This window comes from Nesterenkonia cremea (assembly GCF_014642675.1).
GTDB lineage: Bacteria > Actinomycetota > Actinomycetes > Actinomycetales > Micrococcaceae > Nesterenkonia > Nesterenkonia cremea.
Window position 1 is genome coordinate 382,423 of record NZ_BMIS01000002.1, and the last position, 24,949, is coordinate 407,371.

Annotated in this window: 25 protein-coding genes; 12 read left to right on the forward strand and 13 right to left on the reverse strand. The window is 66.4% G+C overall.

Annotated features, from left to right (window positions below; genetic code table 11):
• Positions 1-15 precede the first annotated feature (15 nt).
• The 9 genes from IEW85_RS03995 to IEW85_RS04035 form a co-directional block, all read right to left on the reverse strand.
• Positions 16-873: an ABC transporter ATP-binding protein gene (locus tag IEW85_RS03995; RefSeq protein WP_188682871.1), complete on the reverse strand. Its 858-nt coding sequence runs from the start codon at positions 871-873 to the stop codon at positions 16-18.
• Positions 863-1,651: an ABC transporter permease gene (locus IEW85_RS04000; protein WP_188682873.1), complete on the reverse strand. Its 789-nt coding sequence runs from the start codon at positions 1,649-1,651 to the stop codon at positions 863-865. Before IEW85_RS04000 ends, IEW85_RS03995 begins: the two co-directional genes overlap by 11 nt.
• Positions 1,648-2,412 (reverse strand): ABC transporter permease, encoded by a 765-nt coding sequence (locus IEW85_RS04005; RefSeq protein ID WP_188683004.1) that lies wholly within the window; start codon positions 2,410-2,412, stop codon positions 1,648-1,650. The genes IEW85_RS04000 and IEW85_RS04005 overlap by 4 nt, the downstream gene beginning before the upstream one ends.
• 416 nt (positions 2,413-2,828) lie before the next feature.
• The gene (locus tag IEW85_RS04010; RefSeq protein ID WP_188682875.1) at positions 2,829-3,791 is read right to left on the reverse strand and encodes an ABC transporter substrate-binding protein; all 963 of its coding nucleotides are present in this window, start codon (positions 3,789-3,791) and stop codon (positions 2,829-2,831) included.
• Positions 3,792-3,852: 61 nt separating this feature from the next.
• On the reverse strand, positions 3,853-4,446 hold the full coding sequence (locus tag IEW85_RS04015) for an amidohydrolase family protein (RefSeq protein WP_188682877.1): 594 nt from the start codon (positions 4,444-4,446) through the stop codon (positions 3,853-3,855).
• A 311-nt stretch (positions 4,447-4,757) separates the two neighbouring features.
• Positions 4,758-4,931 (reverse strand): hypothetical protein, encoded by a 174-nt coding sequence (locus IEW85_RS04020; RefSeq protein WP_188682879.1) that lies wholly within the window; start codon positions 4,929-4,931, stop codon positions 4,758-4,760.
• A 319-nt stretch (positions 4,932-5,250) separates the two neighbouring features.
• On the reverse strand, positions 5,251-5,478 hold the full coding sequence (locus IEW85_RS04025; protein WP_188682882.1) for a substrate-binding domain-containing protein: 228 nt from the start codon (positions 5,476-5,478) through the stop codon (positions 5,251-5,253).
• Between the two features lie 292 nt (positions 5,479-5,770).
• On the reverse strand, positions 5,771-6,661 hold the full coding sequence (locus IEW85_RS04030; RefSeq protein ID WP_229658766.1) for an amidohydrolase family protein: 891 nt from the start codon (positions 6,659-6,661) through the stop codon (positions 5,771-5,773).
• Between the two features lie 30 nt (positions 6,662-6,691).
• Complete coding sequence (locus IEW85_RS04035) at positions 6,692-7,162, reverse strand: MarR family winged helix-turn-helix transcriptional regulator (protein WP_188682884.1); 471 nt, start codon at positions 7,160-7,162, stop codon at positions 6,692-6,694.
• 157 nt (positions 7,163-7,319) lie between these two features.
• Here IEW85_RS04035 and IEW85_RS04040 point away from each other — a divergent pair, with 157 nt between their 5' ends.
• From IEW85_RS04040 to purU, 6 genes are all read left to right on the forward strand, one after another.
• On the forward strand, positions 7,320-7,790 hold the full coding sequence (locus tag IEW85_RS04040; RefSeq protein ID WP_188682886.1) for a MaoC family dehydratase: 471 nt from the start codon (positions 7,320-7,322) through the stop codon (positions 7,788-7,790).
• A 13-nt stretch (positions 7,791-7,803) separates the two neighbouring features.
• Positions 7,804-8,793 (forward strand): SDR family NAD(P)-dependent oxidoreductase, encoded by a 990-nt coding sequence (locus tag IEW85_RS04045; protein WP_229658767.1) that lies wholly within the window; start codon positions 7,804-7,806, stop codon positions 8,791-8,793.
• A 6-nt stretch (positions 8,794-8,799) separates the two neighbouring features.
• A complete protein-coding gene (locus IEW85_RS04050; protein ID WP_188682887.1) occupies positions 8,800-10,470 on the forward strand; it encodes an AMP-binding protein in 1,671 nt (556 codons plus the stop codon).
• Positions 10,467-11,666, forward strand: coding sequence for an acyl-CoA dehydrogenase family protein (locus tag IEW85_RS04055; RefSeq protein WP_188682888.1), 1,200 nt, complete (start codon positions 10,467-10,469; stop codon positions 11,664-11,666). Before IEW85_RS04050 ends, IEW85_RS04055 begins: the two co-directional genes overlap by 4 nt.
• Before the next feature lie 139 nt (positions 11,667-11,805).
• A complete protein-coding gene (locus IEW85_RS04060; protein WP_188682889.1) occupies positions 11,806-12,690 on the forward strand; it encodes a methylenetetrahydrofolate reductase in 885 nt (294 codons plus the stop codon).
• A 9-nt stretch (positions 12,691-12,699) separates the two neighbouring features.
• Complete coding sequence (gene purU, locus IEW85_RS04065; RefSeq protein ID WP_229658768.1) at positions 12,700-13,587, forward strand: formyltetrahydrofolate deformylase; 888 nt, start codon at positions 12,700-12,702, stop codon at positions 13,585-13,587.
• An 87-nt stretch (positions 13,588-13,674) separates the two neighbouring features.
• Here purU and IEW85_RS04070 read toward each other — a convergent pair whose 3' ends face one another.
• Both IEW85_RS04070 and IEW85_RS04075 read right to left on the reverse strand, forming a co-directional pair.
• The gene (locus IEW85_RS04070) at positions 13,675-14,661 is read right to left on the reverse strand and encodes an ABC transporter substrate-binding protein (RefSeq protein ID WP_188682890.1); all 987 of its coding nucleotides are present in this window, start codon (positions 14,659-14,661) and stop codon (positions 13,675-13,677) included.
• Positions 14,662-14,673: 12 nt separating this feature from the next.
• The gene (locus IEW85_RS04075) at positions 14,674-15,498 is read right to left on the reverse strand and encodes an IclR family transcriptional regulator (RefSeq protein ID WP_188682891.1); all 825 of its coding nucleotides are present in this window, start codon (positions 15,496-15,498) and stop codon (positions 14,674-14,676) included.
• A 143-nt stretch (positions 15,499-15,641) separates the two neighbouring features.
• Here IEW85_RS04075 and IEW85_RS04080 point away from each other — a divergent pair, with 143 nt between their 5' ends.
• Both IEW85_RS04080 and IEW85_RS04085 read left to right on the forward strand, forming a co-directional pair.
• Positions 15,642-16,448, forward strand: a complete 807-nt coding sequence (locus IEW85_RS04080) for an IclR family transcriptional regulator domain-containing protein (protein ID WP_229658769.1) — start codon at positions 15,642-15,644, stop codon at positions 16,446-16,448.
• A gap of 67 nt (positions 16,449-16,515) precedes the next feature.
• Positions 16,516-18,531, forward strand: coding sequence for a primosomal protein N' family DNA-binding protein (locus IEW85_RS04085; protein ID WP_229658770.1), 2,016 nt, complete (start codon positions 16,516-16,518; stop codon positions 18,529-18,531).
• A 195-nt stretch (positions 18,532-18,726) separates the two neighbouring features.
• Here the strand turns inward: IEW85_RS04085 and IEW85_RS04090 are convergent, their stop codons facing one another.
• Positions 18,727-19,593, reverse strand: a complete 867-nt coding sequence (locus tag IEW85_RS04090; RefSeq protein WP_188682896.1) for a helix-turn-helix domain-containing protein — start codon at positions 19,591-19,593, stop codon at positions 18,727-18,729.
• A 142-nt stretch (positions 19,594-19,735) separates the two neighbouring features.
• Between IEW85_RS04090 and IEW85_RS04095 the strand changes: the two genes are divergently transcribed.
• The 4 genes from IEW85_RS04095 to IEW85_RS04110 all read left to right on the forward strand — a co-directional run bounded on the left by IEW85_RS04095 (position 19,736) and on the right by IEW85_RS04110 (position 23,895).
• The gene (locus IEW85_RS04095) at positions 19,736-20,680 is read left to right on the forward strand and encodes an alpha/beta hydrolase (protein WP_188682899.1); all 945 of its coding nucleotides are present in this window, start codon (positions 19,736-19,738) and stop codon (positions 20,678-20,680) included.
• Between the two features lie 226 nt (positions 20,681-20,906).
• The gene (locus tag IEW85_RS04100; RefSeq protein ID WP_188682901.1) at positions 20,907-21,908 is read left to right on the forward strand and encodes a Bug family tripartite tricarboxylate transporter substrate binding protein; all 1,002 of its coding nucleotides are present in this window, start codon (positions 20,907-20,909) and stop codon (positions 21,906-21,908) included.
• The gene (locus tag IEW85_RS04105; RefSeq protein WP_188682903.1) at positions 21,905-22,426 is read left to right on the forward strand and encodes a tripartite tricarboxylate transporter TctB family protein; all 522 of its coding nucleotides are present in this window, start codon (positions 21,905-21,907) and stop codon (positions 22,424-22,426) included. The genes IEW85_RS04100 and IEW85_RS04105 overlap by 4 nt, the downstream gene beginning before the upstream one ends.
• Positions 22,423-23,895, forward strand: a complete 1,473-nt coding sequence (locus IEW85_RS04110) for a tripartite tricarboxylate transporter permease (protein ID WP_188682905.1) — start codon at positions 22,423-22,425, stop codon at positions 23,893-23,895. Before IEW85_RS04105 ends, IEW85_RS04110 begins: the two co-directional genes overlap by 4 nt.
• A gap of 24 nt (positions 23,896-23,919) precedes the next feature.
• On the opposite strand, the gene IEW85_RS04115 is transcribed toward IEW85_RS04110, so the two are convergent.
• A complete protein-coding gene (locus IEW85_RS04115) occupies positions 23,920-24,873 on the reverse strand; it encodes an alpha/beta fold hydrolase (RefSeq protein WP_188682907.1) in 954 nt (317 codons plus the stop codon).
• Between the last annotated feature and the right edge of the window lie 76 nt (positions 24,874-24,949).

Consider the following 24,949-nt stretch of genomic DNA (forward strand, 5'->3'; position numbering starts at 1 on the left):
GTTTCCTTCCTGTGATCAGTCGCCGTCCGGGCGGAAGCCCTGCTTGGCCGCCTGGATCTGTTCATAGACGTGGTGCCTCAGTTCGGTGAACCGGGGCGCCGATCGTGTCTCCAGCTGGGTTCGTTCTGCGGGCAGGTCGATGTCGATGTCGTCCTGGATGACGGTGGGGGAGGAGGAGAGCATGATGACCCTCTGTCCCAGGTACACCGACTCGTCGATGTCATGGGTGACGAAGAGGATGGTCACGCCCAGCTTCTTCCACACCGAGCGGATGAGGTCCTCCAGGTCCGCGCGGGTCTGTGCGTCCACGGCGGCGAAGGGCTCATCCATCAGCAGGACCTCCGGCTGATAGGCGATGGCGCGGGCGATGGCCACGCGCTGCTGCATACCGCCGGAGAGCTGCCAGGGGTAGGAGCGGGGCACATGGTCCAGCCCCACCGCCTCCAGGGCCTCCTGGACCAGCTCGCGGCGCTGGGCCTTGTCGATGCCGGCGTTCTTCAGCGGGAGCTCCACATTGGAGTCCACGCGGAGCCAGGGGAACAGCGAGCGGCCGTACTCCTGGAAGACCACGGCCATCCGTTTGGGCGGGCCGGTCACCTCCTGGCCGTCGAGGATCACTTCGCCGCTGGTGACGTTCATCAGTCCGGCGATGCACTTCAGCAGCGTGGTCTTGCCGGATCCGGAGGGGCCGACCAGGCAGGCCAGCTCGCCGCGGCCCAGGTCGAAGGTGAGGTCCCGGACGGCCTCGATGGGGCCGGCGTCGGTCTGGTAGACCTTCTGCAGTCCGCGGACCCGCAGCAGGGTGTCCTCGTCGCTGAGGGTCTTGCCGGCCGGCATCGGGCCGGTGCTGGTGTTCTCGGTCTCAGGCTGCATTCTCTACCTCTTTCAGTCCGTGGTACCAGCGCAGAACTCGACGTTCGACAAACTGGAAGATGAAGGACAGGGTGACGCCGATGATGCCCAGCACTGCGATGCCGGACCACATCTCCGGGATGGCGAAGGAGCGCTGGAACTGCACGATGGTGAAGCCCAGTCCGGAGGAGGTGGCGAACATCTCCGAGATCACCATCAGGATCAGTGCGATGGACAGGCTCTGCCGGACTCCGGCCATGATCGGCGGTGCCGCCGCCGGGAGGATCTGGTAGCGGACTCGGCTGAATCCGCTGATCCCGTAGGACCGTGAGGTCTCGGACTGCACCGGATCGATGCCGCGGACACCTTCGATGGTGTTCAGCAGGATGGGCCAGATGCAGCCGGAGACGATCACCGCCACCTGCATCGTGTTGCCCACGCCGATCAGCAGCATCAGCACTGGGATCAGCACCGGCGGCGGCAGAGCGCGGAAGAACTCGAAGACGGGTTCGGTCAGCGCCCGCACCGTCCGGTTCAGGCCGATCAGCAGGCCCAGCAGGATGCCCAGCACGATGGCCAGGGCCAATCCCATGCCGAGGCGGCGCAGGCTGGGCAGCACATCGGCGGTGAGCCGCTCCCCGGTGATCCAGGTGCTGATGAAGGTCTCCACCAGCCCCACCGGCTCCGGGACGAAGAAGCTGGTCGAGTTCAGCGTGTAGATCCACCAGGCGCCGATCAGGAGGATGGGCAGAGCCACCAGGGCCAGCACGGGTGAGATGACGCGGTTGAAGATGCTCATGCGGCGAGCTCTCCTCTCACGGAGGTGTGCCAGGACAGGACGCGCTTCTCCACCGCACGTGCGGCCAGGTTGATCAGCACGCCCAGGATCCCGGTGGCCAGGATGAGGGCGTACATATTGGTGATCGCGCCGCCCTGCTGGGCTCGGGCGATGGAGCTGCCCAGTCCGGGCGAACCGATGACCAGCCCGGCGGTGATCGCCAGGATCAGCGCCACGGCCGCACCCAGCCGGATGCCGGTCATGAAGTACGGCAGCACAGTGGGGACCACGACGTCACGGATGCGCTGGACGTAGCTGAAGCCGTAGGACTGCGCGGTCTGCATGGCCACACTGTCGACATCTCCGACGCCGTAGAGCACCTGGATCAGCACCTGCCAGAAGCAGGCGTAGATGATCAGCAGCAGAGCCGACTCCATGCCGATGCCGAAGAGCAGCACCGCCAGCGGGATGAGGGCCACTGAGGGGATGGGGCGCAGGAACTCGATGGTCGAGTGGGTGTAGCGCTTCAGGAAGGGGCTCATGCCGATGACGAGCCCCAGCACCGTGGCGGAGACGGCTGCGATGCCCAGGCCGATGGCCCAGGCCTGCATGGTGTCTGTCACGGCCTGCCAGAAGTCGCCGCCGCCCAGATTCTCGATCGCGGCCAGGATCACTTCCGAGGCCGGAGGCAGATATCTGCCGTCCACCATGCCGACGCGAGGAACCATCTCCCACAGGAGAAGGAATCCCATGATGCCGGCGGCCCCCAGGGCCGGAGCCATCCAGGGCGGATCGCCTGTGCGTCGGGGTTTCCCCCGCTTTGGTGTGGCCACGCATCCTCCTTCGAGTAAGTGCTGTAGGTCACATCGGGTCTCATGCAGTCATCATGGCCGCAGCTGAGTTCTGGGAGCAGGGGCTGGCCCATTGGGCAGGAAAACGCGAACACTCGTGCGGAGGGTGGACCTACGGTGGGACAACGGCGTATATGTGCCGTGTGCCACACTCAATGGCCGGAGGCAGATCATGAGTCACTCCATACCCGCGGCCGGGCGAACTGCCCGCGCGTACTCGCTGATGGGACACGTCTGAGGTCCTCTGTGGCTTCGAGGCTGGCGGCCGAATCTCCTCGGCAGCAATGCGCAGGTGGCTGGGCTCCCGGTCTACTGGCGCATCAGAGGTGGTGGGGCTCATCGTCGAATCAGTCCAGGACCACTTCGTCGAGGTTCACCGGCTCGTCGATGAAGTCGTACTCGACCATCAGCTCCACCATGGTGTCGAGCTGCTCCACGCGGGGGTCGGCGTCGAACTCCTCGAGGCGGACATCTGCGGCCACATCCTCATCCATGTCCAGGAAGGTGGCCAGGGCCTGCGCGGTCCCCTCCGGGTCCTCCTCTGCGGCGGTGAGGGCCTCGTCCATGGCCTCCTGGAACTGTTCGGTCAGCTCAGGGTTCTGCTCGGCGTACTGGGCTGAGGTGAAGGAGTGCATCGTGGGGAGGCCCGGGATCACCTCCTGGTTCGGGTGTCCGAGGAGCTCGAACTCATCGTCAGCCAGGGTCTGGCTGAGGAAGGGTTCGGGCAGCCAGATGGCATCGACATTGCCGCGCTCCAGCTGGGCCGTCATCTCGGGGAAGTCGATCTCAGTCAGGCCCAGGGAGTTCGGGTCCCCGCCGTCCTGCGAGACGGCCTCCATGATGGTGAGGTCACCCTGTCCGTTGAGGACGTTCACTGCCACGTCCAGTCCGTCCAGGTCGCTCCAGCCTTCGATGTCATCCTCACTGCGGACCACCACGCCGTTGATGTCATCGCCCTCGGCGTAGGAGTGGGAGTAGCCGGTCAGCAGGCGCATCTCCAGGCCCTGGTCCACTGCGGTGAGCACGGAGAGTGCGTTGCCCACGGCGAAGTCCATGTCTCCGGTCTGGACTGCAGGAAGCATGGCCCCCGCACCCTGGCCTTCGACGATCTCCACGTTGAAGCCATGCTCCTCGAAGATGCCCTCGTCCAGCCCATACTGCACGGCGGCCGAGGGTGCGATGTTCAGCACGCCCAGGCTGATGTCTGTCAGCTCTCCGTCATCTGCGGCGTCACCGTCGCCTCCGCAGGCTGTCAGCGTCAGGGCCAGAGCTGCGAGGGTGGATCCTGTGACAGTGGTCTTCTTGTGCATGGCGACATCCCTTCAATGTGAGGTGCAACACATTTAGTATCAGGCTACCTGTATCAGGAAGTCAAGAGGTGGCGGGCGGAAGGTCGAGATCGAACACGCGTGTGGCGATGCCCTCGAAGAACTCGAACTTCTCCTCGCCGCTGATCGGCAGTGCGTCCTGCTCGGCAACCTCCGCCGGTTCGTACTGATGGGGGTAGTCCATGGCATACATGACGCGGTCGGCGCCCATCTTCTGACGCACGTACATGACATCCTCGGTCCAGGGCAGCCCTGATGTGGTGACCCAGACGTTGCGGCGCAGGTACTCTGATGGCTTCATGGGCAGCGGCTTCATGTGGGGGTAGCGCCCTGTGGCGATCTGTTTGCCGTGCATGTAGTCGATCCGATTGATCCAGAAGGGGAGGGCCTCGCCGAGAGGGCCCACCACCAACGTCAGCTCTGGGAAGCGCTCGAAGGCACCGGAGGCGATCAGGCGCAGCAGATGCAGCCCTCTGTCAGCGCCGAAGCCGAAGACGGAGCCGTCCCGGCCGCGTTCGTGATACCTGCTGAACAGGCCGGAGATCGGGGTGCTCGGGTGGAGATGGACGGGGGTGCCCAGCGACTCTGTCCATCCCAGAAGTCGAAGAATTCGGGGGCGTGTAACGATCGCGCACATGACCATTGAGCACAGCCCCCTTGAGATCCAGTGTCCTGACGGCGTGGTCAAGCTCTGATGCTCTGGCGTCCTCGGCGCTGAAAGGCACGGCCGCCAGTCCCGAATACTGCTCAGGATATGTCCTGATCACTTCTGCGAGAGCCTCGTTGGCGGTGCGGGAGAGGTGCTTGGCAGTCTTGGCGGGGAAGGGGTTGGTGTATGCTGCGGTGAGCGAGAGGATCTGGTGATCGATCGCTGCGGCGCGCATCTCCTTCAGTCGGATGTCAGAGCTGTCGGTCATGCGGCGGCGGGTGAACTCGGGGCGCTCGCCATCACTCAGGACGTAGTACCCCATCAGACTCATGATGCCGGGGTCGTCCTGTGGGGGAGGTCGTGAGCAGCTCGCGGGCGGTCTCCGCGTCGATCTCCGACACATCCGGCAGCGCCTCAGGCTCTTCGGCCACATCCTCGGCTGTCCGCGAGATGCCCTCTCGGAATGCCTCCACGGCCTCCGGGTCCTCGGAGGCGAGCTGCTCGGAGGTGAGATAGGCAGCCGATCATCATCTCGGGCTGGGACTCCACGTAGGGTCTCATCACCGGCTCGAAGTCCCGGTTCAGGGCGGTGGTGACGAACGGCTCGATCAGCAGCGCCGCGTCCACATCATCGGCCCGCACGAACACTGGAGCGAAATCGTCCTCTTCCTCCTGTGCAGTCCTGGTCCCACCGGCGGCGATCCTGATCGGAAGGCCGCGGTCGGCGGCCAGGGGAGCGCTGACTGCATTGGAGCCGGCGAAGTGGGTGTCCCCATTGACCAGTGACGGGATCTATGCGGCTCCGCCCACAGATGCTTCCAGGTCGATGTCCAGGCCCACTTCGTCGAAATGCCCCTGGTCGATGCCGTACTGCAGGAAGGCGGAGGGCATTCCGGCGGCGTCTGCCGCCCGGATCGATGTGACCTCGTCCCCCTGGTCTCCGCCGCAGGCTGTCAGTCCCAGCAGTGCGGCACAGGCGACGGCGGTCCAGCGGCTCTTCGGCTCGATGTGGTCTCCCATGGTGCCCTCCCGTCGGCTCGCCTTCGCATGGCTTGCCGAGAAGCATGTCAGCTTGGAGGTGACTGCAGTCACAGTGAAGGTAGTGTTCTGCTATGCAGAACAGTGACGGCTGGCCCTATCGCCTGGAGTCGGTGTCGCTCTCTGTGCTGCATGGAGGAGAGGTCGTGCTCATCGACGGCGTCGATTCCCTGGCCACCCTGCGGGCGGCTCCGCACATCGGATCGAAGATGATGTCTCGGCAGTGCGCCTGCGAGGACGGGCCGCCTCGCCCGGTGAGAAGAGATGGCCGGGGTCAGGAGGCCTCCGGCGCGAGTCCGAGCAGGCGAGCCGCATTCTCGCGGAAGATCAGCCGCTTGATGTCCTCGTCGAACTCCAGGCGGTCGAAGTCGCGCATCCAGCGCTCCGGAGTCAGCAGCGGGTAATCCGTGCCGAACAACATCTTGTGCTTGAGCAGTGTGCGGGCGTGCTGGATCAGATTCGGTGGGAAGTACTTCGGCGACCACCCGGAGAGATCGATGTGCACATGCGGCTTATGCAGTGCCACGGACAGAGCCTCATCCTGCCAGGGGAAGGAGGGGTGGGCCAGGATGATCTTCAGCTCAGGGAAGTCCACTGCCGCATCGTCCACGTACATGGGGTTGGCGAACTTCAGGCGGATGCCTCCGCCGCCCGGGCGTCCTGCTCCGGCGCCGGTGTGGCCGCTGTGGAACAGGGCCACAGTTCCGGTCTCCTCGATGGCCTCGAGGATCGGGTAGACGTCGCGGTCATTGGGGTAGAAGGCCTGGGAGCTGGGGTGGAACTTGAAGCCCTGGGTGCCCATCTCGGCCAGACGGTGGACCTCCCGAGCTCCGCGCCGTCCGCTGTGCGGATCCACGCTGCTGAAGGGGATGACGGTGCGCGGGTATTCCGTGGCGATCTCGAGGATCTCCTCATTGCTGACCGCATTGGGCTCACCGGTGAGCCAGCTGGAATCCAAGGAGAAGACCACGCACATCATGTTCTCCTCGCGGTAGATCTCCGCGAGGTCATGGACGGTGGGGGTCTTGAAGTCACGTCTGAAGTACTTCTGCATCGCCGAGTTGTGCTCGGCGTGCTCCTGCGAATCCGCGTCCTCGTGGGTTGAAGCCAAGGCGTGGGTGTGGACGTCGATGGCCACTATGTCATCGGTCAGCTCGATATTCATCACATCTCCTGTAGTGGTCGAAGGGTGGATCTACGGAGGTCCGTCGCCCAGGGTCTGAAGGTTGTGGCGCAGAGTGCGCAGGGAGGAGGCCAGCTGAGTGCGTGCGGAGTCGCTCAGCCCGTCCAGGATTGCGGCCTCCGCCTGTTCCACCGGCTGTTCCACCTCGGCCAGCGCCTGCTCGCCGCGGTCGGTCAGCTGCAGCAGCAGCCTGCGCGCATGTGCTGGGTCCGGCTCCTTATAGATCAGTTCGCGCTCCTGCAGGCTGGAGACCGTCTCAGCCATGGACTGGGCCCTCACGAAGGAGCGCCGGGCCAGCTCGGAGGAGGTGATGCCGGGCCGCACGCGCAGTACGGAGAGTGCTGTGTACTGCGAGGTGGTGAAGCCGTGTGCGGAGAGGGCGGACTCCAGGGAGGGGCGGAGTCCGGTCTCGATGAGCTTCAGCATGTAGAGGTACCACCCACCCGGCGTCGGCTGCGGGTCGGTCTTGGGCGGCTGAGGCATGGGGCCTCCTTAGGCGGCGGGGAGATGACCTGCTCAGCATAGTCGGCTGCTGCCAGTGACATCTTGACGCACAATTAAGGCTACCTGATACTGAATGTGACGCAAGTCAAATATGGAGCCTGCGTATCCGCATCATTCACACTTACTGGAGGTACTGATGGCTGAAGCAGCCGAGAACCGACTCTCCGTCACCGTGGACCAGCTGCCCGATCTCAAGGGGGCCGACTTCGGGCCCTCCTCCTGGCAGACCATCACCCAGGAGGACATCCAGCAGTACGCCGATGTCTCCGGGGACCACAACCCGATCCACACCGACCCGGAGGCCGCGGCCAAGAGCCCTTTCGGCACAGTGGTCGCCCACGGCTACCTCACGCTGAGCCGCGTGGTGCCCCTGATGGCCGAGGTCTTCGAAGTCACAGAGCTCAGCTCCGGGATCAACTACGGCCTGGACAAGCTGCGCTTCCCGGCGCCTGTTCCGGCCGGAGGCCGCATCCGCATCCGCGGCACCGTCACCGAGGTCACCGAGATCCCCGGCGGCTACCAGGTCCACGCTGACCTGACCTGGGACGTGGAAGGAAGCGACAAGCCCGCCTGCGCCGCCAAGCAGGTTCTGCGCTACTACCGCTGAAGGAGTTCCTGAGATGACTGAACAGCTGAGCAGCTACACCCATCGCGTGACGGCCGGGGAGCTCGAGGGCAAGGTCGCTGTGGTGACCGGAGCTGGCCGCGGCCTGGGGGAGTGTTATGCCCTGGCCCTCGCCGCAGCCGGCGCCTCGGTGCTGGTCAACGACGCCGACGCCGACGCCGCCCACCGGGTCGCCGAGGCCATCACCTCCGGCGGCGGCACTGCATCCGCCGCCCCGGGGAAGGTAGGCCCGCAGTCAGCCGCCGATGAGCTGGTGGCCCAGGCCGTGGAGACCTATGGCCGCCTCGATGTCATGGTCACCAACGCCGGAATCCTGAGGGACCGCGTGAGCTGGAAGATGGAGGAGTCAGACTTCGACGCCGTCATCGAGACCCATCTGAAGGGCACCTGGACCTGCGTCACTGCTGCGCTGAAGCAGATGCGGAACCAGGGCGAGGGCGGGCGCCTGATCCTGATCGGTTCCCCGGCCGGCCAGTTCGGCTCCTTCGGCCAGTCCAACTACGCCCCGGCCAAGGCCGGCATCGTGGCCCTGGCGCGGACGCTGTCCATGGAGCTCGCCCGGGACAAGATCATGGTCAACACAGTGGTGCCCACGGCGATGACTGCGATGACCGCCACCATCCCGGTGTACCAGGAGTGGTCCGCGGCCTTCGAGCAAGGCCTCGAGTTGCCTGCCGCCGCGCGTCAGGACCACGCCCTGGGTGAGCCCGGCGATGTGACTCCGCTGATCGTCTGGCTGGCCTCCGCAGCCTCTGAGGGTGTCACCGGGCAGGCCATCGGTCTGGGCGGAGATCGGCTGACGCTCTACTCCCATCCGGCGGAGCTGCGCACCGCCGACCATCCGGGAGGGTGGACCACCTCGGCGCTGGATCAGGCCTGGACCGAGCAGCTCTCGGCCGATGCCCAGACCTCCGGCGGGCCGGCGCGCCCGGATCCACGAGAGCACCCTGCCGGCGCGCAGACCGAACCCGCGGCTGGGGGATGAGCCCCGATGTTCGAGAACCATGCCAACCTCTGGCAGGAGATCGCCCGGCAGTCACCTGAGCGGACCGCGCTGGTGGCCGGTGAGCGGCGGTTCAGCTACGGCGCGTTCGACGAGGCCGCCGGCCGCGCCGCCGCCTATCTTCAGGGCAGAGGAGTCGGAGGCGGCGATGTCGTCGCCTTCTATCTGCACAACACCGCAGAGTTTCTGATCCTCTTCTACGCCTGCTTGAAGCTGGAGGCGATCCCTGCGCCGATGAATTATCGGTACCGCGCGGCAGAAGTGGTGGAGCTCGCGGAGATCTCCACGCCCAAGGCGCTCATCTACCGTTCCTCCGTCCGCGCTGAGGCACGGGCGGCTCAGGAGCAGGTGCTCCAGAGCATGCCGGAGCAGGCGCCTGAGGTCTGGGTGGAGGTGGACGACTCGGCCTGGACCTCGCCCGCGGAACAGCCCGCGGAGACGGCTGGGCCGGCGTCGGCGGTCCCGGTGGAGGAGCTGCTGAGCTTCGAGCAGGTGCTCGAGCACCGCACGGTGGACCGCGACGCCGAGCTCTATATCTTCACCGGCGGCACCACCGGACGGCCCAAGGCAGTGGTGTGGAGCCTGGGCGGACTCATGGACATCCAGGTCACCTCCACCTATACCCCGCTGGGGATCACGCCGCCGGAGTCGCTGCAGGAGGCGGTGGGGATCGCCACGGATCCGGACACCCCGCATGTGGTGACCCTGCCGCTGGCGCCTTTCATCCACGCCACGGCGCTGTTCATGTCCGGCAACACGCTCACTGTGGGCGGCACTGTGGTGGTCAACCCGAATCCGAGCCTCGATGCCGCTGCGGCCGCCGAGCTGACGCTGGCCGAAGGGGTCACCGAGCTCATCGTGGCCGGAGACGCTGTGGCCCAGCCGGTCTCGGAGGCGCTGGCCGCCCACCCGGGCCGGGAAGGGCTGCGGTTGAACGCCGTGATGAGCTCGGGGATGCGCTTCAGCGATGAGACCAAGGCTAGGCTGCACGGACTGGGCGAGGTCACCATCATCGACGTGCTGGCCTCCACCGAGGGTGGACCCTTCGCCATGGGCATCACCCGCAGCGAGGATGACCTGCCGGCCCGGTTCAAGCTGGCCGCCGAGGCTGTGGTCCTGGACGAGAAGGACCGCGAGGTCCAGCAGACTCCCGGATCCACCGGGATCCTCGCCTTCCGAGGTGCCCTGCCCAAGGGCTACCTGAACGAACCCGAGAAGAGCCGCGAGACCTATCCGGTCATCTCCGGGAAGCGCCACGTGAAGCCCGGCGACTACGTGCAGGTGGATGAGGGCGGCTATATCGAGTTCCTCGGCCGCGGCTCCGCCGTGATCAACACTGGCGGAGAGAAGGTCTATCCCGCCGAGGTGGAGGAGGCGCTGCTCACCCACCAGGCCGTCCACGATGCTGTGGTCTTCGGCCTGCCGGACCAGCGCCTGGGCGAGCGCGTCTCCGCCGTCGTCGCAGTGGATGATTCTGAGGCGCTCAGCCCGGAGGAGCTGCAGAGCTGGGTGGCGCAGCAGCTGGCCGGCTATAAGAAGCCGCGCAGCATCGCCATCCGTCAGCAGCTGGAGCGGACACCGGCGGGCAAGCTGAACATGCGCCGCGTCAAGGAGGTGGCGCGCAGCGCCGACGCCGATCAGCAGACTGTCGCCCCATGACCGAGCAGCTCATCGGGCCCGGGGACTTCTACGGCTGGGCAGATGTGCTCACCGAGGCCGAGCGCAGCGCGCTGCTGCGGCTGCGCAGCTTCCTGCAGGAGCGCGCCCAACCGGTCCTGCGGGATCACTGGGAGCGGGGTGACAGCCCGGAGTTCCTGCGCGAGGAGTTCGCCGCAGGAGACTTCGTCCGGCCCCGCGAGCTCTGGGAGGCCGGCGAGCTCAGCGAGCGGAACCCACGGGTCAGACCGCTGTTCGCCGGCTTCCGCAATCTGGAGCTCTCCCGTACCGATGCCTCCCTGGCGGTGCTCATCGACGGCCAGATCGGGATGTTCGACACCATCCTGCGCCGCGGTCTTCCGGCGGAGCGCTATGCGCCCCTGCAGGAGCAGATCGAGACCTTCGCCCTGACCGGCTGCTTTGCGCTGACCGAGCCTGACCACGGCTCGGACATCGCAGGAGGCCTGAGCACCCGGGCGCGCCGGCAGGGCGAGGGCTGGGTGCTCTCCGGGGAGAAGAGGTGGATCGGGAATGCGGCACTGTCGCAGTACGCCGTGGTCGTCGCCCGCGATGTCCAGGATGGTCAGGCCAAGGCGTTCCTGGTGCCCACCGACGCCCCAGGGATGGAGGTCAGCCTCATCGAGGGCAAGACCTCTCTGCGGATGGTCGGCAATGCCCATATCCGTCTGGATGAGGTCTCTGTGGGCGCGGAGGCCCGGCTGCCGCAGATCAACAGCTTCGCCGAGCTCAACCGGGCCTTCGAGGACCTGCGCCCCGCCGTGGTCTGGAATGCGGTGGGTCTGCAGGCCGGGATCTATGAGCACACCCGGGAGTATGTCCTGAGCCGTGAGCAGTTCGGCAGGCCGCTGGGCGGATTCCAGCTGGTCCAGGAGAAGCTGGTGCGCATGCTCGGCAATCTCAACGCCTCACTTGGGATGGCGGTGCGTCTGGGCCAGCTGGCCGCAGGGGGCGGGGTCTCCGGAGCGCAGGCCGCTGCGGCCAAAGGCTGGGTCTGCACGCAGATGCGCCAGACTGCGGCCCTAGGCAGGGAGCTGCTCGGCGGCAACGGAATCCTGCTGGATCATCAGGTGGCCCGCTTCCACGCCGATGCCGAATCGCTCTACACCTTCGAGGGCACCCACGAGATCAGCAGTCTGATCGCGGGACGGGAGATCACCGGGCACAGTGCCTTCGCCTGAGGCCCATAGGACAGATGTCCTGATCAGCCCCCGCTGAATGAGAGGGACCCCCGACGCCGGCGTTCGAGAGTGACAGCATGTGATGCAGACCTGCGAACACAGTTCGCGTCATGAACACCGACCGCCCAGGAGGGTACCCATGGCTAGCTTCTCCTCCCGCAGTCCCCTTGCCCGCAACGACGCTGAGCGTGAAGTGCTCCGCGGACTCGTGGAGAACATCGGGTACGAGGTCATGCCGTTCAAGACGGCCGAGGAGAAGGTGCTGGGGGCTGTTCCCACCGAGGTGCCGCTGACCATCACCGCCACCGGAGGAAAGGGCCTGGAGCCCACGCTGGGACTCAGCGAGTCGCTGGTGGGCAAGGGCTACAGCGTGGCCCCGCATATCCCGGCGCGCATGGTCTCCGGTCCGGGTGAGCTGGATGAGATCGTCAGTCGTCTGGAGTCCGCCGGGATCGGCCGTCTCTTCGTCATCGCCGGTGATGCCGAGGAGCCCGCCGGGGAGTTTCACCAGGCCCTCGACCTGCTCCGCGCGCTGAAGGAGCGGGGACATCACTTCAAGGACATCGGGATCGGAGGTTATCCGGAGGGCCACGCCTTCTTCCCGGATGATGCCATCGATCAGGCGCTGCGGGACAAGGCCCCTTATGCCGACCGCGTGCTCACCCAGATCTGCTTCAGCCCGGAGACATTCATCCGCTGGGGTGAGCGGATCCGCTCCGAGGGCGTGGAGCTGCCGGTCTTCGCCGGGATGCCCGGGCCGGTGAGCCGGCAGAAGCTCATGCGCATCTCCGCCTCGCTGGGGCTGGGGCAGTCGGCCAACTTCCTGAAGAAGCAGCAGAACATGTTCTGGAAGTTCTTCAGCCCCTCGGGCTATAAGCCCACCAAGCTGATCCGCGGACTGGTCCGCCAGCTGGGCCAGTCGCAGACCTCCATCACCGGATTCCACATCTTCACCTTCAACGAGCTGGAAGCTGCCGAGACCTGGCGTCGCGAGCTGCAGCAGGCCAGCCGTGCCGAGCAGTAAGGAGCATCTGTGAGCCTGCAACGACGCACTGAGCCCCCAGCCGTCGGCGACGACGTTGCCCGCCTGATCGTCCAGGGCACGGATCAGCCCGGACTGGTCGCGGCCATCACCGGAGTCCTCTCTGAGGCGGGGGCGAACATCGCCTCACTGGACCAGCACACTTCGGACCCCGAGGGCGGGCGGTTCTTCCAGAGGACGGTGTTCACCCTCCCGAACCTCAGCGTGGTCCTGCCGGATCTCCGTGAGCGCCTGGGCGAGGTGCTCAGCGACTTCGATCTGACCTGGACGCTGGCCCCGGCCAATCAGCGCAAGCGTGTGGCCGTCTTCTCCTCGAAGTCGGATCACTGCCTGCTGGACCTGCTGTGGCGGCATCGCCGTGGGGAGCTGCCCATCGACATCACCATGGTGGTCTCCAACCACCCGGACCACAGCGATGATGTGCGCGCCTTCGGGATCCCCTTCTTCCACGTGCCCGTGGAGAAGGACCGCCGTGAGGAGGCCGAGGCCAAGCATCTGGAGCTGCTGAAGGGCAATGTCGACCTGGTGGTGCTGGCCCGCTATATGCAGATCATCAGTGAGGACTTCATCGACGACGTCGGCGTGCCGATCATCAACATCCACCACAGCTTCCTGCCCGCCTTCATCGGGGCAGGGCCCTATCGCAAGGCCAAGGAGCGCGGTGTGAAGCTGATCGGTGCCACGGCCCACTACGTGACCAAGGATCTGGATGAGGGGCCGATCATCGCGCAGGACGTCATCTCGGTGACCCATGAGGACACTGCGGCGGATCTGCAGCGCCGCGGTGCCGATGTCGAGCGCCGTGTGCTCTCCTCAGCGGTGGAGGCCCACTGCGAGGAGCGGGTGCTGCGCGACGGCAATGTGACCATCGTCTTCTGAGCGGCGCCTTCAGAGCAGGCCTCAGCGGCCGGGTGTCCAGTGATCATCGCTGGACACCGGGCGGCTGAAAGCGCCGCCCAGCTCTGCTCAGTCGGAGATGGTGTGATCGCCGAAGAGCAGGTCCAGATCGACCTCCTCGCTGATGACTCCTGATTCGGCAGAGATCTGGTTGATCTGCTCCAGGGAGTCCAGGTTCACCGCTTCGGGATAGTCCGAGAGTGTGAGCTGCTCGATGACCTCATCCTCGAGGTCGGTGTAGGTGGGCAGGATCTCGCGGACGGCGTCGGGGTTCTCCGCCGCGTAGTTCTGGGACTCTGCCATGGCCTCGGTGAAGGCTTCGACGATCTCCGGGTTCTGCTCCACGTAGTCGCTGGCGCTGAACCAGACGGCCACCGTGAGGTCCTCCACCGGATAGGCGTAGTTGGAGAAGATGTCCCGGGCGCCGTCGTTGAGGATGATGGTCTGATAGGGCTCCACCGCCGCAGCGGCGTCCACTGTGCCGTTCTCCAGGGCGGCGGGCATATCCGGGAAGGGCATCTCCACATAGTCGATGGTGCTGGGATCTCCGCCTGCCTCCTCCACGGCGGCGCTGATGGTGGAGTCGGAGATGTTGCTCAGCGTGTTCACCGCGATCTCTGCGCCCTCCAGATCCTCGATCTCCTCGATCTCGGATTCCTCCGGCACGACGACGGCGGCGAAGTCCTCATCCGGGTCACCGGTGGTGGCGCTGCCTCCGGCCAGGATCTCCACATCGAGGCCCTGGGACTCGGCGATGAGCAGAGAGGTGACATTGCTGAAGCCGAAGTCCATCTCATCGCTCATCACAGCCGGCAGCAGGGCCGCTCCGCCCTGTGCCTGTTCGATGGTCAGATCCAGGCCGGCGTCCTCGAAGAAGCCCTCCTGATCGCCGAGATAGATGGCGGCGTTGTCCACGATGGGCAGCGCGCCCACAGTGATCTCGGTGAGCTCTCCGTCCTCGCCGGGGGTCTCGCCGTTGCCGCAGGCGGTGAGGCTGAGTCCTGCCGCGGCGGCCAGGGCCAGCCCGGTGCGGGTGTGGGCAGAGGTGTGTCGCATAGCGAGCTCCTTCTAGAGGCGAGCCAGGACAGGCTCGTGCTGTTCGGCGGTGCGAGTGGGTGATCGGTGGGTGGTCGGTGCGACGGTGCGCTCCTGCTCAGTGCGGCCTTGGAGGCTGAAAGCGATCCGGCGGGCGGCGTGCTGCAGGGCCATGACATGGACACCTACGTTGCGGCTGCCGGTGGGCACCACAGTGGTCAGCGCCGCCACGACGTGACCCTGGCGGTCGAGGATGGGCACGGAGGTGCCGGTGGTGCTGCGGTGGATCAGGCCCTCCAGGCTGGAGAAGCCGCGGCGGCGCGTCTCGGCCAGCTCGGCCCGGAAGCTGGGGCGCTCCTCGGCGATCCGCTCACTGTGCCGGTCCATGACCTCATCGATGACGTCGCTGGGGGAGAAGGCGAGGATGGCGTGGCCCATGGAGGTCAGGTGCACGGGCATGCGGCTGGCCACTTCGGCGGGGTTCACCGCAGCTCCGGTGCGGGAGAGGCGCTCGACGATCATCACCGAGCCCTCCTCCAGGATGGAGAGCTGGGTGGTCTGCTGGACCACGGCGTTGAGGTCCTCCATATAGGGCAGCGCGTTATGCCGCAGCGTGGCCGCCAGTGGGGTGTGCTGGGCCATCTCCCAAAGCCTGCGGCCCAGGGTGACGTGGCCTTCCTCGGTGCGTTCGAGCAGGCCGCGCTGTGCCAGCTCATCGATGAGCCGGTAGGCCGTGGACTTCGGCAGACCCGTCTCCTCGGCCAGGTTGCTGGGGGTCAGTTCGGGTTCGGTCTCCAGGGCGGTGAGCACGCGCATGACGCGGTCAAGGACTGATTCTCCAGAAGGCGAGTTCGCCATCAGCATCCTCCGTTGTCCATCGTGAAGACGTAATGTCGTCTCACGGTGTCCCTTATTCAGTGGGACTGATACTCATTTCAGTGTGATGTGGTTCATATAGTGGCGTCAAGTGCGTTATGCGAACACGTGAAGGGAGGGAATGCATGGGGGCCACGTCAGGGGGCGGCGAATATGTGCAGTCGCTGGCACGCGGCCTGAAGGTCATCAGGGCCTTCGGCCGAGAGCCGGAGGGCGGAGACGGACAGGTGCGGGCTGAACTCTCATTGACCGAGGTGGCAGACCGGGCAGGACTCTCCCGGGCCACTGCGCGCAGACTGCTGCTGACGCTGGCCGAGATGGGCTATCTCTCGCAGCGGGGGAGAGGTTTCGAACTCACGCCCAAAGTCTTGGAGCTGGGCTACTCCTACTTCGCCTCGGCGGACCTGCCGCAGCTGATCCAACCGGTGATCGAAGGCGTCTCCGCACAGGTGGGGGAGTCCGTCTCAGCCTCGGCGCTGGACGGCGGAGAGATCGTCTATATCGCCCGTGCCCATATCCGCAGGATCATGCGGATCAACATCTCTGCCGGAACCCGGCTGCCCGCCTATGCGACCTCGATGGGACGGGTCCACCTGGCCCACCTGCCCGCAGAGGAGCAGCGACACCGGCTCGAGCCGCCCCTGCCTGCGCTCACCGACCATACGCTCACCGACCCGGAGGAGCTGCTGCGCAGGCTCGAGCTCGTCCGCGAGCAGGGCTGGTCCATGGTGGAGCATGAGCTGGAGCTGGGGCTGCGCTCCGTGGCGGTCCCGGTCTTCGCTCCCGAAGGCCATGTGGTGGCCGCGCTGAACGTGGCCCTCGGCATGGCCAACGGCCTCGATGTGGTGGAGGAGGACGTGGAGGGCCGCTTCGTGGAGCCGCTGCGTGCCGCCGCCGATGAGATCCAGCAGGTACTCGGCCAGCAGCGCTGATCTGGCCCCGGGTTCGGCTCTCCACAGGCGGACCCAGCATGTCCCCGCGGACCGATACGATCGGACTATGCCCGGCGCCGGAACCCCAGACCCAGCTCAGCAGCCTGCGCTGCTCGATGCGCTGGCGCCTCCGCCGCCGCAGAAGCTGCCGGCCGGAGCGGCCGAGCATCTGCCCATCGCCCAGGTGCTCCTGGAGTCTCCGGTGCCGCATCTGGACCGAGCCTTCGACTATGCGGTGCCCATCGATCTGGAAGAGAAGATCGTGCCCGGATGCCGGGTGAAAGTCCGCTTCTCCGGACGCGAGATGTCCGGCTATGTGCTCAGCCGCCGGCAGAAGCCGGAGACGTCCTCGCGGCTTTCGTTGATCGCCAAAGTGGTCTCTGCGCTGCCGGTGCTCTCACCTGAGGTGCTGGAGCTCGCGGAGAAGGTGGCCGCCAGGGGAGCAGGCGTCACCTCAGATGTGCTGCGGGCAGCGGTGCCCTCGCGCGTGGCGCGCGTGGAGAAGGAGTTCGAAGACCTCCCCGCCCCTGAACCGGCAGCCTCTCCCGAGGAGCCGGGCCCCCGGCAGGCTGATCTGGCGCTGAAGTCCTACGGGCCATCAGGCTGGCCTCAGAAGATCCTGGAGGCGGCCCGCCGCTGCTATGCGGAGGGTGGGGATGCCGTCGTCGTCCTGCCGGATCAGCGGGATGTGGATCTGGCCGCTGAGCTGCTGGAGGCCGAGTTGGGCGAGCAGGTGGCCAGGCTGAGCGCAGAGATGGGCCCGACGCCGCGGTATCGCTCCTTCCTGCGCCTTCGCTACGGCCAGTCGCGGATCGCCGTGGGGACGCGCTCGGCGATCTTCGCGCCGGTGGCCGCCCCGCGGCTGATCATCGTGGTGGACGACGCCGAGCACACCCATGCGGAGCCGAGGGCCCCGTACCACCATGTCCGTGAGGTGGCCCTTCTGCGCACGGTGCTGACCGGCTCCGCCCTGCTCTTCCTCTCCACCTCGCGCAGTCTGGAGGTCCAGCGGCTGGTGGAGCGCGGCTGGCTGGAGGATCTGGCGCCGTCCCGTGAGGAGCGCCGCGAGGCCTCCCCGCGGATGGTCTCCACCGCTGATTCCTATCAGCAGGAGCGCGAACCGGCCTATCGGCAGGCACGTCTGCCGGCGGCGGCCTACCGGGCGGCGCGCCAAGGACTGCAGCAGGGTCCGGTGCTGATCCAGGTGGCCCGCAGTGGGTTCGTTCCGGCGGTCATCTGCGAGCGCTGCCGCAGCCGTCAGCAGTGCCCCAGCTGCCATGGTCCGCTGGCGGTGCCTCCGCACCACGCTCAGTCGGGGACGCTGCGCTGCCGCTGGTGTGGGCTGCATCATCGTGGTCATCGTTGTGCAGAATGCGGCCATGCCGGCTTCCGCGCCGGGTCCCGTGGTGCTGACCGCACGGCTCAGGAGCTGGGACGGGCCTTCCCGAACACTCCGGTGATCTCCTCGACGGCGGATCATCCGGTGACTGCGGTGGGCACCGATCCAGCCGTGGTGGTGAGCACTCCCGGCGTGGAGCCGCTGGCTCCGGAGGGCTATGCCGCAGCGCTGCTTCTGGACGGCGACTCACAGCTCTCCCGTGAGGGTCTTGATGTGCCGCGCCAGGTGCTGTCCCGCTGGTTCCGTGCCGCCTCGTTGGTGCGTGCCCATCGCGGCACTCCGGAGGACTCGGGGACTGTGGTGGTCACCGCCGATGTGGAGGAGCTGACCGCGCCGCTGGTGCGGTGGGATCCGGTCGGCTATGCCCGGCGGGAGCTCTACAACCGCCTGGAGCTGGGGCTGCCTCCGGCCACCCGCATGCTGAGCCTGACAGGCGAGCAGGCTGAGGCGGAGGCCTTCATCGCGCAGGTGCAGCTGCCCGAGCGCGTGGAATGGATCGGGCCCACCCATATGGAGGACGGTCGTCACCGCTATCTGCTCTTCTTCGGCTATGCCCAGGCTGAGGAGATCGTAGGGGAGATCCGCCGCATCCGGCGCACCCACAGCGCCCAGCCGGCGGCCCGCGCGGCGTCCCAACGGGGCTTGAGAATCTCAGTAGATGACCACGAGGCGCTTCAGATCTGAGTCGATGAGGACGACGCACCCGGTCGGCACAGCGGGGATCAGCATGACGCTGCGGTCGGGGTCTCAGGGGGGGGGGAGGTGGAACGCCGGCGCCTTCGACTCCACCGCCGCCTGCTCCGCGGGAATCCCAGGGGCCAGAGCCCGAGGAGGTTGCAGAGGACTCGGCGGAGGACGTCCTGGGCGAGCGCGATGCTGTCAGTCGGTCATGGAGTTCTGATCGTGTGAGAGAGAGACGAGGGTCGACAGGGCGTGTGCGTCCGGGCTTCCGGCGACAGCGGACCAGAGTATGAGCTGCTGTCTTGCCGCGCCCGCGTAGGTGAAGGAGTCCCAGCTCAGGCTCATTCGTCCGGCCGTCGGGTGGAACATGACCTTGGCTCCGAAGTTCTGTTCGGCGACGCGATGTTCGGCCCACCAACGGCGGAAGTCGTCGTCGGCGATGGAGAGCCGACCGACCAGCGCGGCCAGCTCCGGATCGTCCGGGTTCTCCGCTGCCTCGCGCCGGAGGATGCCCACGCATGTGCGGGCAACGGACTGCCAGTCTTCATAGAGATCACTCATCCCAGGTGCTGTGAAGGTGATGGAGACGTAGTTCCGGTCGGCAGCCGGGATCCGTGCGAAGTCCGTGATCAGAGTGGCCGCGGGTGCGTTCCAGGCGAGGACGTCCATCCTGGGACCGAGGACCAGTGCCGGCAGGTCCGTGAGCTGGTCCAGCAGCAGCTGGAGCCGGTCGTGGGCGGCTTCGCGGCCTGGGGCAGACGATACGTACCCGCGGGCGTGGTTGAGGAGATCTTCGGCGTAGATCCTCTGTTCCGAAGACAGCGCGAAGGTCCGGCACAGCGTGGCGAAGACCTGGTCTGATGGTGTCACTCGACCTTGTTCGACTCGCGTGTAATAGTCGGTGCTCACCGCGGCGAGCTGTGCGACCTCTTCGCGCCTCAGGCCCTCGACTCGTCGCCGTGTGGAGGCGCTCACCGCGTTGGCGGGAATCGCTTCCGGGGTGAGCTCGCCACGTCTTGCCCGGAAGAACTCGCCCAGGGCTTTGAGCTGAGGTGAGGATGACATGTCCCAATCCTAGGGCGGATCCACACTTGCATCCTGGGACAGATCTTTCCTAGGCAAGATCGCGGGCTGGTTGGTCTGCACGGCGCGGGGGAGAGTGGATGTCACGACGGGGAATCGCCCCGGTCAGTACTGAGGAGACACCATGACCACCGGCACTATCGAACGCGTCACTTTCCGCAATCCCGACATGTACTGGGATATCGCAGCGGATCTCCACTTCCCGCCGAACTTCGACGAGTCAAAGACCTATCCCACCATCGTTGTGGCTCACCCGATCGGAAGCTGCAAAGAGCAGACCTCCGGCAACATCTACGCCCCTGCCCTCAAAGACGCTGGCTACCTGGTCATCGCCTTTGATGCGAGTTTCCAAGGCGCGAGTGGAGGCGAGCCGCGGTTCCTGGAGGATCCGGCACAGCGTGTCCAGGACTTCAGCCGTGTCGTCGACCACCTCGTCACTCTGCCGTATGTAGAGATCGACCGGATCGGGGTGCTCGGTATCTGTGGCGGCGGCGGGTACGCCCTCGCAGCAGCGAAGACGGAGAAGCGCTTCAGGGCGGTGGTCTCGGTCACGGGGGCGAACTTTGGCCGGCTCCAGCGGGAGATGGCTGGCCAGAATGGCGGCTGTCTCCAGGCACTTGTTGGGATCGCCCAGCAGCGCACCAAGGATGCACGAGGAGAGCAGAGTGCGGTCAATGGGTTTCTGCCCGAGACTCGCGATGCTGCGCAGCAGACCGGAGACATTGACATCATCGAGGCCTTTGAGTATTACCGCACCGATCGCGGCCAGGCGAAGCACGGCTGTGTCCTCTTCGAAGCCGCACACGGTGCGGCGGCGTTAGGGTGGGACGCCTTCCACCTGGCCGAAGAACTCTTTGACCAGCCGTTGCTGGTCGTGATCGGCGATAAGGACAAACAGGGAGCATTCGGTGCTCACCGTGATGGCCACGAGATCTATGAGCGCGCTTATTCCACCGATAAGACGCTCCTCGAAATCGATGGCGCTTCGCACTATGATCTCTACGATCGCCCCCATGGAGCGGGAGAAGCGTTGAAGACGGTGATCCCCTTCTTCGACGACAGGCTCTGACCTGACCCTCTGGAGCCTGAGGCGAGGTCCGTCCATCGGCTGCACCAGCTGGCTGGATGAGCTGGTGCAGATCGACCAGGAGGATGATCGGATCGCCGCCATGCAGCTGACGGCTGAGGACATTTCGGCCGTCGAACGTCGGTCCGCATCAGCCCTTCGGCTCACGGAGTGAGACTGTCAGCTGTGACATCCGTCTCTCCGGCGGAATCTCTGCCACCATATGTCTGTGCATCATCCAGATCTACACAGGCGTGTGCTCGCCGGGACCTCCCTGGCGCTGGGCGCCGCACTCATCATCACGGCCTGTTCGGGCCCGGACCAGCAGAGCGTCCAGGCCGAGGAAGGCTTTCCCTCGCGGTCCATCGACGTGGTCGTCCCCTTCGCCCCGGGCGGCAGTGCGGACGGCACCACGCGGCAGCTGGTGGCCGAGGCTGAGGAGGCCTGCGGCACCAGCTTCGTGATCCGCAATGAGACCGGCGGAGCAGGGTCCGTGGGCTTCCGCTCGGCTCTGGACTCCACACCAGACGGCTACACCTTGGGCACCGCCGCGATCGAGATGTCCATCCTGGAGCACTTCGGGATCGTGGACATCCTTCCCGAGCGCGACGTCCAGGGCATCATCCAGTACAGCGAGCAGCCGGTGGCCATCGCCGTCCCTGCGGATTCGCCCCTCGAGACCTTCGAGGACCTGCAGACCTCGGAGAACGACCGGATGACTGTGGCCACCAGCGGCACCGGCAGCATCTACCACCTGGGCTTCGAGGGTATGGCCCTCGTGGCCGGGCTGGAAGACCGTTTAGTCAATGCGCCTTTCGACGGCACCGCCTCAGCTCTGCAGGCCGCCATGGGCGGGCAGACCGATGCCGTCACCGCCGGAGCCGCAGAGCTGCGTCCCTTCGTGGAGTCCGGCGATCTGCGTGCCCTGGCCGTCTTCGGCGATCCGGTGGACTATTTCCCGGAGGAGGTCCCCACGCTGGAGGAGCTCGGCTACGACTGGGACTCCACCGCCGTGCTGGGGATCTACGCCCCTGCCGGCACACCTGATGAGCATGTCGAGTTCCTCTCCGACTGCCTGGACGAGGCACGTCAGTCCGAGAGCTTCTCCGAGTACATGGAGACCACGGGCCTGAACCAGGTCCACCGGGATGCCCAGGAGTTCGACGCCTTCCTGGATGAGGAGTACGACCGCTACGGCGAGGTCGTCCGAGAGATCGGACTGGTGGAATGAGCGCGCAGCACGCAGAGACACCGAACACAGAGACAGAGCATTCACAGACACAGCCGAGCACTCAGGTCAGCAGAACTGCTGACCGTGTCTTCGCCGTCGTCGTGCTGCTGTTGGCCGCCGGGCTGGGCCTGGCCGCACTGACCTTCCCCGCCGCCACCCAGGATTCCGATCCCGGCACGGCGGCGTTGCCCTGGCTGATCACCGCGGCGCTGGCCGTGCTGGGAGTGCTGCTGCTCCTGCGGCCGCAGCCTTCCGCAGTGTTGCCGCCCGCCTCTGTCCGACGGACCGCGGCCGCCATCCTGATACTCACCGTGGTCTATGCGGGGCTGCTGGACGTGCTGGGCTTCATCCCGTCCACCTTCGCCTTCCTCTGCTGTGCCAGCCGTCTCATGGGCGGCAGGCGATGGCTGCAGATCCTCCTGGTCTCAGCGCTGACCGCAGCAGCTCTGCATCTGCTCTTCGCCGGGCTCCTGGACGTGCATCTGCCCGCCGGGCTGCTGGAAGGGGTGATCCCATGAGTGACTGGCTCATCGGTCTGGAAGCCATCGCCGATCCGCTGGTTCTGCTGCTGATCGTCTGCGGCGTGAGCATCGGCATCGTGGTCGGTGCTCTGCCCGGAATCTCCGCCACCGTGGGCGTGGCCATCCTGCTGCCCTTCACCTTCGCGCTGGAGCCCATCCAGGGGACCATGCTGCTGCTGGGCATCTACGGAGGCGCGGTCTATGCCGGGTCCATCCCCGCCATCCTGGTGCGCGCCCCCGGCACACCGGCCTCAGCCGCCTCAGTGGACGACGGCAACGCACTGGCCCGTCAGGGGCAGGCCGATCAGGCGCTGAAGGTCTCCGTGCTGGGCTCCACGCTGGGCGGCATCATCGGCGTGATCCTGCTGGCGCTGCTGGCACCGGTGCTGGCGAGCTTCGCCCTGGGCTTCGGCCCGGCCGCCTATTTCATGCTGGCCCTGCTGGCGCTGACCGTGGTGGCCGCGGTCTCCGAGGGGCGCATGCTCAAAGGCTTGATCAGCGGTGCCCTCGGCCTGGCCATCGCGCTCATCGGCCTGGACACCATCCAGGGCTTTCCACGCCTGACCGGCGGATCGCCCGAGCTGGCCTCCGGTATCGACTACATCCCGGTGATGATCGGCCTCTTCGCTGTGGCCGAGGCCTTCCTGCAGTTCGAGAATCGCCTGGGCATCTCGCTCAAGGCCAAGGGACAGCGCTTCAGCCCCGGACTCGGCTGGCTGAAGAAGCTGGCGCCTTCGGCCATCCTTGGCAGCGTCATCGGCTTCATCATCGGCGTGATCCCCGGGACCGGAGGGGACATCGGATCCTTCGTTGCCTATAACGAGGCCAAGCGTGCCGCCCGGAAGGACCGGAGGAACTTCGGGCACGGGGACATCCGAGGCTTGGTCAGTGCGGAGAGCGCCAAGAATGCCGGAACCGCAGGCGCATTGGCCCCCACGCTGACTCTGGGCATCCCCGGCGATGTGACCTCGGCCGTGCTGATCGGCGCCATCACCGTCCACGGCCTGCAGCCTGGCCCCGCACTCTTCGACGGCTCCCCGGACCTGGTCTACGGAATCTTCATCGGATTCCTGGTGGTCTACTTGGTCCTGCTGCTGCTCGGCTGGTTCGGCTCGGGTCTCTGGGCCCGGATGATCGAGCGCGTCCCCGCCACCTATCTGTGGCCCACAGGCATCGTGCTGGCTGTGCTGGGCAGCTACTCGCTGCGCTCCAACCTCTTCGACGTGATGGTCATGCTGATCGCCGCCGTACTGGGCTACGTGATGATCAAGGGCGGCTTCCCGCTGGCTCCGCTGATCATCGGCATGATTCTGGGCCCCATCGCCGAGGAGGGCTTCCGGCTGGCGATGATCCTGGAGGGCGATCTCAGCTGGGTCCTGCAGCCCCTGCCGCTGGTCCTGCTGCTGATGACGGTGGCATCGGCCGGCTTCGCCCTCCGCCGGGAGCTGCGCAGCACAGCATCCTGACGGCGCACCCGAACAAGCCGGCCGTCACAGAGACCGCAGGAACCGCTCCACCGCGCGGCCGGCCTGAGCCGGCTTCTCATAGTGGAGCAGGTGCCCGGTCCCGCGCAGGATCTCCCACTGAGCTCCCGCACCTTCAGACCCCGGAACGGCCTGGCGCAGGGTTCTGCGCCCGGCCACCGTACTGAGCTGGTCCTTCGCGCCGCAGAGCAGCAGCACCGGCATATCCAGCGTGGCCGCATAGTCGGTGACCGTATGGCGGCTGGAGGCCCAATAGGCCTCCAGCACGGTCTTCCGGTCCGAATAGGCCCCGAAGTGGCGGCGGTGCTGATCCCGGATATAGGCCCGCAGGTCCGGTTCCCGGCCCACCATCATCGTCAGATTGGTCACCGCCAGAGCCAGCGGAGAGCGCAGCGCCCAGTCGCCCCAGCCTCCGGGCAGCACCTGGCAGAGCCGGTAGTAGAGCTCGACGCCGAGCGCGCCGGGCAGCAGCGCGGGCCGCCGGAAGATGTCATCGCTGATCGGGGCCAGCATCACCGCACCGGCCCAGCGGCGCACCGCGCGCTGCAGATGCGCCGAGACCACGATGCTGCCGAAGGAGTGCCCGGCCACCACATCCTCGGCGCCCAGTCGGAGCTGCTCTGCCAGAGCCTCGACCACCTCGGCATAGCGCTCCACCGTGTGCTCCAGCCGCCGGCCGCGCGGTGAGCGCAGCGGGGGAGTCTCACCGAAGCCGGGCAGGTCCGGGACGAAGATCTCATAGCCGGGCAGGGCATCGACGATGAGCTGCATCCCGTGATGGTCACCACGGAAGCCGTGGATGAGCAGCAGCCGCGGGCGCGGGGCTCGAGGGCCGGCGTCGTCGTCTGTCGTCGAAGGTGCATAGCGATGGAGCGCCAGCTCGGCGGAGCCCTGGGGCAGCGTCACCTCGAGGGTCCGCCGCTCACCGGTGCGGCTGGGGAAGTCCGTCCACGAAAACATCACGTCCCCAGCATAGGAACAGTGAGAAGAGGGATTAGACTGTGTCGGGTCCCAAGCCCGTATTCGACGACATCAC